The sequence below is a fragment of the Neobacillus cucumis genome (assembly GCF_023715505.1).
Genome location: NZ_JAMBOH010000002.1, coordinates 475,259 through 487,680, shown reverse-complemented (window position 1 = coordinate 487,680; position 12,422 = coordinate 475,259). Strand labels below are relative to the sequence as shown.

Genomic DNA, 12,422 nt, shown 5'->3' with positions numbered 1-12,422 from the left:
AAACCATAATGAAGAGGGTGGAGCAAATGACATTAAACCAAAAAAAGATTGATGTGACCGACCGAGTGGTTGGAAAATTAAAAAATGGCGAAATTGAACTGTTTCTTGAAAATACATCAATCGGTAAAATAAAGCTTTCTGATCAGATTCAAGTGGAATTGGATCATCATTTTGAGGCAGAACAACAAAAAATTTATCAGCATGTTACCGTAACGGAACAGCCGAATGCCAAGTATACCGACTGTGATGATGGTGGATGGTGTTAACATATTTTTAAACAAATACCTATTTCTTAGCGGACAATCATGTTATAGTTAACTTACTAACAAGATGGTACACGAAATCAGTATTTTAGAATATGTTAACATAAACAACTTTATATTACAGGTGATGGGATATGAATGATTCGTATGTTGACAAAGTTCTTATTGTCGAAGGAAAATCCGATAAAAATAAGGTTAAGCATATTGTGAAGGAACCTGTGGAGATTATCTGTACAAATGGAACCATCAGTCATTCCAAGCTAGAGGAATTGATTGAGTTTCTTGAGGATAAGGATGTCTATATCCTTGTGGATGCAGATGATTCAGGTGAGAAGCTTCGAAAACGATTTAAACGTGAATTTCCCCATGCGGAGCATTTGTATATTGACCGGATGTATCGGGAGGTAGCGACGGCGCCTGAACACCACCTGGCAATGGTCCTATTAGGGGCAAATATTGATGTACATGCTGAGTATTTAGAAATGAGTTAATGTGTGATGAATGAATGGAATCGAACAGAATTGGCTGATTTCCTCGACCGTGAGGGAATCGGTCTGTTATATTTCTATACCCCTCTATGCGGCACCTGTCAGGTTGCGTCTCGGATGCTTCAAATCACGGGTGAGCTTATAGAGGTAACGATGGGAAAAATGAATCTGAATTTTTATCCGGATTTGGCTAAGGATTTTGCAATTGAGAGTGTACCAAGCCTGTTAATTATTCATAATGGTGAGGTCCAGGAAACGATTTATGCGTTTCATTCTGTTCCATATTTGCTTGAAAAAATTAAATCTTATCTTGGGTAAGCAGATGCGTGGAGCGCATCTGCTTTTTCTATGAGGATGTGCAGGCATACCCCCCCGAAGAAAAAAGGAATCAGGGGCTGCGACAGATAAGAGGGATTCATAACCCCCGAAGGCAAAGGGAATCGAGATCTACGATAGATAAGAGTGGTTCATAACCCCCGAAGGCAAAGGGAATCGAGATCTACGACAGATAAGAGTGGTTCATAACCCCTGAAGGCAAAGGGAATCGAGATCTACGACAGATAAGAGTGGTTCATAACCCCTGAAGGCAAAGGGAATCGAGATCTACTACAGATAAGAGGGATTCATAACCCCTGAAGGAAAAGGGAAACAAGGTCTACGACAGATAAGAGGGGTTCATAACCCCTGAAGGCAAAGGGAATCGAGATCTACGACAGATAAGAGTGGTTCATAACCCCCGAAGGAAAAGGGAATCGAAGCGTTCGACAGATAAGAGTGGTTCATAACCCCCGAAGGCAAAGGGAATCGAAGCGTTCGACAGATAAGAGTGGTTCATAACCTCCGAAGGAAAAGGGAATTAAGGTCTACAACAGATAAGAGGGATTCATAACCCCCGAAGGCAAAGGGAATCGAGATCTACGACAGATAAGAGTGGTTCATAACCCCCGAAGGCAAAGAGAATCGAGATCTACGATAGATAAGAGTGGTTCATAACCCCCGAAGGCAAAGGGAATCGAGATCTACGACAGATAAGAGTGGTTCATAACCCCCGAAGGCAAAGGGAATCGAGATCTACGACAGATAAGAGTGGTTCATAACCCCCGAGGGAAAAGGGAAACAAGGTCTACGACAGATAAGAGGGATTCATAACCCCCGAAGGCAAAGGGAATCGGAGCCTACGACAGATAAGAGTGGTTCATAACCCCTGAAGCAGCTGGGAAACGTGACAAAGAGTCGATACGAACGATTAAATGTTCTTCAATAGACAAGCAATAAAAAAATCTCCCTTAGATTTAAGAGAGATTATCATAAAAATTAATTAAACATAAAATGTATACTTCCTATTCCCATGAGCGCAAAAATTCTGCCTCAATATCCTTCCGATAGGCTGCTTAGATATAATCCCATTACACCATTCAAAAACTAAGTTAGTTGTTAGTTTTTCATTAGGATAAAGTACCTTTATTTCCGCTACCGCCCTTAATACCGCCGGATCAATCCCCTCACAATAACCACATACATCACATTGTAAATGCCTATCATATCTTGAAACACTAAAAGAATGACACACCGCACAAATAATCCCTTTCTTCAACCTATCAAATGAATAATTTGAGTATTTTTCATAGGGGGACTCCGTCTGGTGCATAGATACTAATTGCTCAGCTAGACTTTTATGGCGTCCATTCAAAGTAGACGATTTCCTATTTAATTTACACATAAAATCGGGCAGCTGATTTGGATAGATAATGGGTTTATTCAAAGGGGATTGATATAAGTGGAATTGAGGGTTAATAAAAATTACATAGGCCTCAATAGTCAGGTGACACCCAAGACTTTGAAGCAGCTGCCTGAGCAGAGATTCACACCGTTCTAATTGTAGCAGAGGATTCTTAATTTCCTTTTTGATAGCGAGAGAATAAAACCTGCCATTTTCATAATTAAAATCACCTTCATAATTTTTTACCTCGAATAGGTAAATCGGGTCCTGTCTAATCATCAACGTATCAATTTGAAACTTGCTATTGTTTGACTCCAGCAACAAGTCATATAAGAGGTAACTTGGAGGGTCAAGCTTCCCCGTTAACAAATCAAACATTTTTTCACCCTCATAACCTTTAGCTTTACTATGAAGATATTTTTTCTCCTTTTCTTCTAACTCTGTCCTAGCGTCTAATAGCTTTAATATTCTTAATTCAAGTGGTTCAGGGCGATCCTTTAAAATCATACTCCACATCCTTTCTAGTATCTCCTTCATTTTACCTAGAATCCCGGGTCAAAGATTTGACTATTTTCTAACACTTTCGAAGACTCGACATATTTCTCGGGAAATCGGCTTAAATAGCCTATTTCAACAGAGAATTGTCGAGCGATTCTCAAAGGAATCCCGTCTTCCGTGCTGAATAAGTAAAATATTACGTGCGCACAAGACCGGAGTGGTAAAAAATGAACGAACTGGCGGAAAAATTCTTAAAAAAGTTCACCCTGCAGGGGCATATCCTAAGCTTAATCAAACATACCGATATAAAAGTAAAATTTTGCTGTGAAGAGGGAACTACTACTATCGAAATCAAAAATGGAAAAATATCAATACTAAACAATCAGGATTCAATCTGGTACGAGATTAATGGAGATTCTAAGGCAATGAAACAGCTTTTTGAAGGAACCGAGACACTGCGAACACTCGAAAAGAAAGGGCGGCTAACCGTATCCGCTCCCCTAAGAACCACACTGCTCCTAGAATCCATCTTCTTTTTAACAAAAGCACATGAAAGTCTTGCTAAAGTTATATAATCCTATATGTTGACTCGGAATTAAATTTCTAGTAATCTATATTTAACAACAATTGAATTTTCAGAATCTTATCTAGAGTGGTGGAGGGACTGGCCCTTTGAAGCCCGGCAACCGGTTATAAAACACGGTGCCAATTCCAGCAGAGCTTCAAGCTTGAAAGATGAGAAGAGTAACCCCCTCTTCTTAGGAAGCGGGGTTTTTTCATTTTTTTAATAAAAAGGAGGAACAGGAAAGATGGGAGAAAATCAAAAAAGGTACCGTTTTGAAACACTAAGTGTCCATGGAGGCTTGTCACCAGATCCTGTAACAGGAGCACGCGCTGTTCCTATCTATCAAAACAATGCCTATCAATTCAAAAATACAGAACATGCAGCCAACCTGTTTAGCCTAGCGGAACCAGGTTACATATACACAAGAATTCACAATCCAACGACAACTGTTTTTGAAGACCGCGTCGCACTATTAGAAGGTGGTGTAGGAGCACTCGCCGTTGCCAGCGGAATGGCTGCTATTACACTAGCAATCTTAAATGTCGCCGAAGCAGGCGATGAAATCGTCGCTGCTTCCAATCTTTACGGTGGAACCTATAATCTATTAGCAGTAACCCTGCCTAAATACGGAATCAACGTAAAATTTGTCGATGCCGAAAATCCGGAAAACTTCCGCCAAGCGATTACTGAAAAAACAAAAGCAGTCTTTGCCGAAACGATTGGTAATCCAAGCTTACGAGTACTTGATATTGAAAAAGTGGCCGACATTGCCCATGCAGCAGGGGTCCCCTTAATTATTGATAATACCTTTGCCACCCCATACCTCTGCCGGCCAATCGAATATGGTGCAGATATTGTCGTTCATTCGGCAACCAAATGGTTATTAGGCAACGGAACCACAACTGGCGGCATTATTGTCGATGGAGGAAAGTTTGATTGGAATTCTCCAAGATTCCCAGGCTTCACCACCCCAGATGACAGCTATCATGGCCTTGTCTATGCAGAAGCCATAGGGGCAATTGCCTATATCATAAAAGCCCGCGTCCAATTATTGCGTGATCTCGGACCTGCACTGAGTCCGCAAAATGCCTTCCTGTTTACATTAGGGCTAGAAACCCTTCATGTTCGGATGAAGGAGCATGTAGCCAATACCAAGCAAATCGTTGATTATTTATTAGCTCATCCGGCGGTGGAGTGGGTATCCTATCCAGGTCATAGCTCACATCCAGATTATCAATTAGCGGAAAAGTATCTGCCTAAAGGAGCCGGCTCGATGGTGGTCTTTGGTATTAAAGGCGGAAAAGAAGCGGGAGCAAAATTGATCAATTCCTTAACACTCTGGGCGCATGTTGCTAACGTCGGTGACGCAAAGAGCTTAATTATTCACCCTGCCAGCACCACCCATCAGCAGCTCGATGCCGAAGGACTTAAGGCTGCCGGTGTATCAGAAGATTTAATCCGTCTCTCCATCGGGATTGAGAATGTCGAGGATTTAATGGATGACCTTGAGACAGCGATCGAATCTGCGACAGGATTAACCTCACTAAAAGCGAATGCCTAAATTTTACCTACTAATATGTACAGAAAAAATCATTGACACCCCATTTTATCCGTGATACGATAACTTTTGTTAATATAATAAGTTTACTGAAATAATATAATGTTTTAATTGAATATAGAAGCTGTAAGCTCTTATCGAGAGAGGTGGAGGGATGTGCCCGATGAAGCCCGGCAACCGTCAATATTTATTGAAATGGTGCCAATTCACACAAAGCGTTTGCTTTGGGAGATGGGAGAAAGGTTTATTTTTGATAATGCCTTTCTGCCCGCGCAGAAAGGCATTTTTATTTTTCTGAAATAATAGAATCCTTTTTACTTTTACAGTTAACCTATATCCAAGATTTCGATAAAAAGTAGGTGATCAAATGATTTCAATTCAGAATGTTCGGAAAATATTTCCCGGCAAAAAAGGTGAACTTAAGGCAGTCGATGATGTAAACCTTGAGATTAAAGAAGGAGAAATCTTCGGCGTGATTGGCTATAGTGGTGCCGGAAAAAGTACGTTAATCCGCATGCTAAATGGGTTAGAGCTCCCAACAGAAGGAAGCGTTACGGTTGCAGGTCGTGTTATATCAAAAGTTAAGGGGTCTGAACTTCGAAAGGCCCGTCAGGAAATCAGCATGATCTTCCAGCATTTTAACTTGCTGTGGTCAAGAACAGTCAGTGAAAATATTGCCTTTCCACTAGAAATTGCCGGTGTCAAAGGTCCGCAAAGAAAGAAAAGAGTGGCAGAGCTTGTTAAACTGGTTGGTTTGGAAGGCCGGGAAAACGCCTATCCATCAGAACTTAGCGGTGGTCAAAAGCAACGGGTTGGAATTGCCAGGGCACTCGCGAACAATCCTAAGGTATTACTTTGTGACGAAGCAACTTCAGCGTTAGATCCACAAACAACAGATTCGATCCTCGAATTGCTAGTGGATATCAATAAACGCCTAGGTTTAACCATTGTGTTAATTACACACGAAATGCACGTCATTCGAAAAATCTGTCACCGTGTGGCTGTTATGGAAAGCGGCAGGGTTGTTGAGCTTGGTTCAGTGCTGGATGTCTTTAAAAATCCGCAGCAGCCAATCACGAAGCGATTTGTCCAGCAAGTATCAGAGAATGAAGATACAAAGGAAGCGGCAGATCATTTGCTTGAGCGTTATCAATCAGGTCAGATTGTTCAATTAACCTTTATTGGTGAATCAGCTGAGCAGCCAGTTATCACTAATTTAATCCGTCATCATCAGGTCACGGTTAATATTTTACAAGGTAAAATCGCACAAACGCAAAATGGATCATATGGAACCCTGTTCATTCATATCGATGGCGACGACAAGGAAGTTAACGATGCCGTTGATTTCATTCGCGCTCAAGCCGTAGGTGTGGAGGTGGTTACAAATGATTAAACATTATCTTCCAAATGTTGACTGGTTAATCATGTGGGAAGAAACAAAAAATACACTTTACATGGCAGGTATTTCCGTTGTAGCAACATTTATTTTAGGTACCTTGCTAGGATTAGTTTTATTTCTTACCTCCAAAGGGAACCTCTGGGAAAACAAACCAATAAACGCTGTGATCAGTGCCATTGTCAATGTTTTTCGTTCGATTCCGTTTATTATCTTAATCGTATTATTAATTCCGCTGACCACAATTTTAGTTGGATCAATGATCGGTGAAAATGCAGCATTGCCTTCTCTTATTATTGGTGCGGCTCCATTTTACGCAAGAATGGTAGAAATCGGACTTAGAGAAATTGATAAAGGGGTCATTGAAGCCGCAAAATCAATGGGTGCAACTACTGGGACGATTATCTGGAAAGTTTTATTGCCAGAATCAATGCCAGCCCTTATTTCTGGTATCACCGTTACCGCCATTGCTCTTGTTGGGTATACAGCCATGGCAGGTGCGATCGGTGCCGGCGGCCTTGGAAACCTTGCGTATAACTACGGTTTTCAGAGAAACCAAAATGATGTTACCCTAATTGCAACAGTTATTATTTTAATTATCGTTTTTGTGATTCAGTTTATCGGTGATTTTATCACTTCAAAATTAGATAAAAGATAAAAGGAGAGGTCAACATGAAAAAATGGTTAACATTAGTTTTAACAGCAGCACTTGTACTAGCATTAGCTGCTTGCGGAAAATCAACTGACAAGTCTGAAGGTACAGACACGAAAAGCAGCACAACAAAATTAGTGGTCGGAGCATCTACTGTTCCACACGCAGAAATCTTAGAAAAAGCAAAACCAATTTTAAAAGAAAAAGGTATTGACTTAGAAATTAAGACGTTCACAGACTATATACTTCCTAATAAAGCGTTACAGTCAAAAGAACTAGATGCAAACTATTTCCAGCACATTCCATACCTAGAGTCACAAAATAAAGAGTTTGGCTATGGTTTCGTTAATGCTGGCGGTATCCACATCGAGCCAATTGGAATTTATTCTAAGAAATACAAAAAACTAAGCGATCTTCCTACTGGCGCTCATTTAATCATGAGCAATTCTGTCGCTGACCATGGCCGTCTGCTTTCATTATTAGAAGCACAAGGACTTATCAAATTAAAATCAGGCATTGATAAAACAAAAGCAGAAATCAAGGATGTTGTAGAAAATCCAAAGAAATTAGTATTTGATGCAGATTACGAAGCAAAACTTTTACCACAAATCTATAAAAACGGTGAAGGCGATGCTGTTTTAATCAACTCAAACTATGCTATTGATGCAGGTTTAAACCCAATTAAAGATTCTATTGCAATAGAAGACAAAAAATCACCATATGTAAACGTGATTGCCGTTCGTAAAGGTGATGAAAACAAAGCTGCAATCAAAACACTTGTTGAGGTTCTTCACTCTAAAGAAATCCAAGACTTCATCCTAGATAAATATAAAGGTGCTGTTGTACCGGTTTCTGAGTAATATATAAATAGGTAAAAACGGGTAAGTCAGTGAGTGATTCACTGGCTTTTCCTTGTGGTTTAGAAAAAGAAAGATTGACTACTTGTGTACAACGATTTACAGGTTTATACACGTGAGCTCCAGCACCAAGCCCCTCGAGCATAAGCCAATCCGTACAAAAGGTTAAAAAGCAACCTTCCGGCCGGCTCGTCTTAGGCTTGTCGGGGCTGACCAAGCCCCTCGCGCTTTTGTTCTTTGTTTGAATACATGAAAGAGATAGATTGGGTAAAAATAGAAAAGTATTTATGGTCTATTTCAGTTGGAAATGATAAAAAAATGAGGTATGATTTTATTCGGGTCTATTCTACATAAGAGTTTATTATCAGAATCTTCATTCAAAAGTTCTGTATGTATTCTCAATTAGTATTAACTTAATGAAAATAGCTCTTTGTTTCTACTGTTTAAGAGTTGCTAATACATTTCATTTGTTATAAGATTGTAATGAGAATAAAATGAGAATAGAACTTTAAACAAACTTGCTTTGCAAGCTAACCACACTTTCTTTTCGGAGGTATAAATATGGCTGGATCAACTTTAACGATCAAAGATTTACATGTAGCAATTGATGGGAAAGAGATTTTAAAAGGTGTTAACCTTGAAATAAAGGGTGGAGAAATTCACGCAATCATGGGACCAAACGGTACTGGTAAGTCGACCTTATCATCTGCCATTATGGGACATCCAAAATATGAAGTAACAAGCGGTTCGATTACTCTAGACGGACAAGATGTTCTTGAAATGGAAGTAGATGAGCGCGCACGTGCAGGACTATTTTTAGCAATGCAATATCCAAGTGAAATCAACGGCGTCACAAATGCCGATTTTTTACGTTCTGCGATTAACAGCCGTTTAGGTGAAGGAAACGAAATTTCGCTTATGAAATTTATCCGTAAGATGGATAAGCAAATGGAATTCCTTGAAATGGACCTGGATATGGCACAGCGTTATTTAAATGAAGGATTCTCCGGCGGTGAGAAAAAGCGTAACGAGATTCTTCAATTAATGATGATCCAACCAAAAATTGCGATCTTGGATGAAATTGACTCTGGACTAGATATCGATGCCCTTAAAGTTGTTTCAAAGGGTGTTAATGAAATGCGCGGAGAAGATTTCGGCTGCCTCATTATCACGCACTATCAACGTCTTTTAAACTATATCACTCCTGACCATGTGCATATTATGATGCAAGGCCGCATTGTTAAATCAGGCGGATCAGAGCTGGCACAACGCTTAGAAGCAGAAGGATATGACTGGATCAAACAAGAGCTTGGCATTGAAGATGAAACAGTTGGGCAAGAAGCGTAACAGAGTGTTAGGAGGATTACAATGACAACAGAAACCAAATTACCAGTTGATCAGGAATTTGTCCGCTCGTTCTCGAAAGAAATGAATGAGCCTGCTTGGTTTGAAGAATTCCGGCTTAAAGCACTAAACGAATTCGAACAGCTTTCCATGCCAAGACCTGATAAAACCAAAATAGATAAATGGAATTTCACACAATTCCAACAGCACACGGTTAAAAGTGATGCCTATCCATCACTAGATGCACTTCCAGAGGAAGTAAAAGCATTGATAAATGTAGAGGATCAAAATAAAAATCTCTATATCCAGCGAAATCAGACTCCTGCCTTCTTAACTTTATCTGAAGAGCTGAAAAGTAAGGGTGTTATCTTTACGGATCTATTGACAGCTGCAAGGGAACATGGTGACCTTTTGAAAAAATACTACATGACTCAAGCCATCAATATAGATGAAAACCGTTTAACTGCCCTTCATGCAGCATTAGTAAACGGAGGAGTTTTCTTATATATTCCGAAAAATGTAGAAATCAAAGAACCAATCCAGGCAGTGTTTGTACAAGATGATGCGGAGGCAAATCTATTTAACCATGTGATTGTAGTCGCAGAGGATAATAGTGCTGTCACATATGTAGAAAACTACATTTCCACAGTGGAAACCTCAAATACTCTGGCAAATATTTTGACTGAGGTTATCGCGAATGTGAATGCAAAAGTCCAATACGGGGCTGTTGATTATTTAGCAAAAGGAATTACCACCTATGTCAACCGTCGTGGTGTAGCAGGAAGAGATTCCCAGATCGAATGGGCTCTTGGCCTTATGAACGAAGGAAATACTATTTCTGAAAATACAACCAACTTACTTGGCGATGGCTCAACTGGCGACACGAAAACTGTCGTGGTCGGCCGTGGTGACCAAACGCAAAACTTTACGACAAAGGTTGTTCATTTCGGTAAAAATACGGTCGGAAATATTTTAAATCATGGGGTTGTAAAAGATAGTGCAACTTCCATTTTTAACGGTATCGGTAAAATTGAACATGGTGCATCGAAATCTGATGCAGAGCAAACCTCCCGTGTCCTTATGCTTAGTGAAAAAGCACGTGGAGACGCCAATCCAATTCTTTTAATCGATGAAGATGATGTTGTTGCAGGTCATGCTGCCTCTGTAGGACGCGTTGATCCGGTTCAACTCTATTATCTAATGAGCCGTGGAATCTCGAAAACAGAAGCAGAGCGTTTAGTTATTCATGGTTTCCTTGCACCGGTTGTTACTCAACTTCCAATTGAAGGAGTAAAGAAACAATTAACTGAAGTGATTGAAAGGAAAGTTCGCTAATGAACATCCAAGATATTCGCAGCCAGTTTCCAATCCTTGATCAAGAAGTGAATGGCAAACCATTGGTTTACTTGGATAGCTCAGCTACTTCCCAGAAACCGATTCAGGTTATTGAGACCATTGAAAAATATTACCGTGAAATTAATTCCAATGTCCATCGCGGTGTTCATACGCTCGGAACTAGAGCTACGGACGCATATGAAGGGGCAAGGGAAAAGGTTCGTAAATTCATAAATGCTAAATCCATACAGGAAGTCATTTTTACAAGAGGCACTACAACTTCCCTTAATACGGTAGCTTCCAGCTATGCGGCTGCCAATTTAAAGGAAGGCGATGAAATCGTTATTACTTACATGGAGCATCATAGTAACATTATTCCATGGCAGCAGGTAGCGAAACGTACCGGTGCCGAGTTAAAATACATCCCGCTCCAGGAAGATGGCACTATCTCACTAGAAGATGTTCGAGCAACGATTACAGCTAATACGAGAATTGTCTCTGTCATGCAGGTTTCTAACGTTCTTGGCGTTATTAATCCCGTTAAAGAGATTGCCCAAATTGCACACGAGAATGGGGCTATTATGGTCGTTGATGGTGCTCAAAGTGCACCGCATATGAATATCGATGTTCAAGATCTCGATTGTGATTTCTTGGCCTTCTCAGGACATAAAATGTGCGGTCCTACCGGCATTGGTGTTCTATATGGAAAGAAACATCTTCTTGAAAATATGGAGCCAATTGAATTTGGCGGTGAAATGATTGATTTTGTCCACTTGCAGGAATCAACCTGGAAGGAACTGCCTTGGAAGTTTGAAGGCGGCACTCCTATCATTGCTGGTGCTGTAGGTCTAGGAGCGGCCATCGACTTTTTAAATGAGGTTGGCTTAGACAATATTGCCGAGCATGAACATAAGCTTGCGGCTTATGCGCTTGAAAAATTAGCTGCGGTTGAGGGTATGACCATCTATGGTCCGCTTGATGCAGCTAAGCGTGCTGGACTTATTACGTTTAATATAGAAGATGTTCACCCGCATGATGTAGCAACCGTATTGGACGCAGAAGGAATTGCCGTCCGTGCCGGCCATCATTGTGCACAGCCGCTGATGAGATGGCTAAAAGCCTCTGCTACTGCACGTGCAAGTTTTTATTTATACAATACGGAAGAAGATATTGATAAACTCGTTGAAGGGCTTGTCAAAACAAAGGAGTATTTCAGCGATGTCTTCTAGAAATTTAGATTTAGATGCATTATACCGTCGAGTCATTATGGACCATTATAAAAAACCCCGCAATCGCGGTATTTTAGAGGATGGCAGCCATACCATTAATATGAATAACCCTACCTGTGGTGACCGAATTCAATTAACCTTTAAGGTCGAAGATGGAATCATCAAAGAAGCTATGTTTGAAGGCGAAGGCTGCTCGATTTCGATGTCTTCTGCCTCGATGATGACGCAGGAGATCAAAGGGAAAAAAGTTGAAGAAGCACTTAAATTATCAGAGATTTTTTCTGAAATGATGTTAGGTCACGATCACGATGATTCCATTGATTTAGGTGATATTGAAGCACTTCAAGGTGTTTCTAAATTTCCTGCCAGAATTAAATGTGCAACATTAGCATGGAAGGCAATGGAAAAGGGATTAAAGGAAGAGGAACAAAAGTAAAACGAAAAGCGATTGAAGCGGTTATGTCCAGCTCCAGCGCCTAGCCCCTCGAGGTCGCTTCGGTCCTGCCGATGAAGTCAA

Annotated in this window: 13 protein-coding genes and 2 riboswitches; of the genes, 12 read left to right on the top strand and 1 reads right to left on the bottom strand. The window is 40.5% G+C overall.

Annotated features, from left to right (window positions below; genetic code table 11):
- The first annotated feature begins 26 nt into the window (after positions 1-26).
- From M3226_RS04980 to M3226_RS04970, 3 genes are all read left to right on the top strand, one after another.
- The gene (locus M3226_RS04980; RefSeq protein ID WP_251563150.1) at positions 27-266 is read left to right on the top strand and encodes a YusG family protein; all 240 of its coding nucleotides are present in this window, start codon (positions 27-29) and stop codon (positions 264-266) included.
- 131 nt (positions 267-397) lie between these two features.
- The gene (locus M3226_RS04975) at positions 398-754 is read left to right on the top strand and encodes a toprim domain-containing protein (RefSeq protein WP_098532403.1); all 357 of its coding nucleotides are present in this window, start codon (positions 398-400) and stop codon (positions 752-754) included.
- Between the two features lie 6 nt (positions 755-760).
- Positions 761-1,069, top strand: a complete 309-nt coding sequence (locus M3226_RS04970; protein WP_251563148.1) for a thioredoxin family protein — start codon at positions 761-763, stop codon at positions 1,067-1,069.
- A gap of 1,000 nt (positions 1,070-2,069) precedes the next feature.
- Here M3226_RS04970 and M3226_RS04965 read toward each other — a convergent pair.
- Positions 2,070-2,978: a nuclease-related domain-containing protein gene (locus M3226_RS04965; RefSeq protein WP_251563146.1), complete on the bottom strand. Its 909-nt coding sequence runs from the start codon at positions 2,976-2,978 to the stop codon at positions 2,070-2,072.
- A gap of 218 nt (positions 2,979-3,196) precedes the next feature.
- Between M3226_RS04965 and M3226_RS04960 the strand changes: the two genes are divergently transcribed.
- The 9 genes from M3226_RS04960 (at position 3,197) to sufU (ending at position 12,341) form a co-directional block, all read left to right on the top strand.
- Positions 3,197-3,544: a hypothetical protein gene (locus tag M3226_RS04960; RefSeq protein ID WP_251563144.1), complete on the top strand. Its 348-nt coding sequence runs from the start codon at positions 3,197-3,199 to the stop codon at positions 3,542-3,544.
- Between the two features lie 65 nt (positions 3,545-3,609).
- A riboswitch (SAM riboswitch) is annotated at positions 3,610-3,711 on the top strand.
- 67 nt (positions 3,712-3,778) lie between these two features.
- Complete coding sequence (locus M3226_RS04955; protein WP_251563142.1) at positions 3,779-5,095, top strand: O-acetylhomoserine aminocarboxypropyltransferase/cysteine synthase family protein; 1,317 nt, start codon at positions 3,779-3,781, stop codon at positions 5,093-5,095.
- Positions 5,096-5,223: 128 nt separating this feature from the next.
- Positions 5,224-5,330, top strand: a riboswitch (SAM riboswitch).
- Between the two features lie 129 nt (positions 5,331-5,459).
- On the top strand, positions 5,460-6,485 hold the full coding sequence (locus M3226_RS04950; RefSeq protein ID WP_251563140.1) for a methionine ABC transporter ATP-binding protein: 1,026 nt from the start codon (positions 5,460-5,462) through the stop codon (positions 6,483-6,485).
- A complete protein-coding gene (locus tag M3226_RS04945; protein WP_251563138.1) occupies positions 6,478-7,146 on the top strand; it encodes a methionine ABC transporter permease in 669 nt (222 codons plus the stop codon). Before M3226_RS04950 ends, M3226_RS04945 begins: the two co-directional genes overlap by 8 nt.
- A gap of 14 nt (positions 7,147-7,160) precedes the next feature.
- Positions 7,161-8,000 (top strand): MetQ/NlpA family ABC transporter substrate-binding protein, encoded by an 840-nt coding sequence (locus M3226_RS04940; RefSeq protein WP_251563136.1) that lies wholly within the window; start codon positions 7,161-7,163, stop codon positions 7,998-8,000.
- A gap of 558 nt (positions 8,001-8,558) precedes the next feature.
- Positions 8,559-9,344 (top strand): Fe-S cluster assembly ATPase SufC, encoded by a 786-nt coding sequence (gene sufC, locus M3226_RS04935; protein ID WP_251563134.1) that lies wholly within the window; start codon positions 8,559-8,561, stop codon positions 9,342-9,344.
- Positions 9,345-9,365: 21 nt separating this feature from the next.
- The gene (gene sufD / locus M3226_RS04930) at positions 9,366-10,676 is read left to right on the top strand and encodes a Fe-S cluster assembly protein SufD (protein ID WP_251563133.1); all 1,311 of its coding nucleotides are present in this window, start codon (positions 9,366-9,368) and stop codon (positions 10,674-10,676) included.
- Complete coding sequence (locus M3226_RS04925) at positions 10,676-11,905, top strand: cysteine desulfurase (protein WP_251563131.1); 1,230 nt, start codon at positions 10,676-10,678, stop codon at positions 11,903-11,905. Before sufD ends, M3226_RS04925 begins: the two co-directional genes overlap by 1 nt.
- Entirely contained in the window at positions 11,895-12,341 is a 447-nt protein-coding gene (gene sufU / locus M3226_RS04920; RefSeq protein WP_144566820.1) for a Fe-S cluster assembly sulfur transfer protein SufU, read from the top strand. The genes M3226_RS04925 and sufU overlap by 11 nt, the downstream gene beginning before the upstream one ends.
- Positions 12,342-12,422 lie beyond the last annotated feature (81 nt).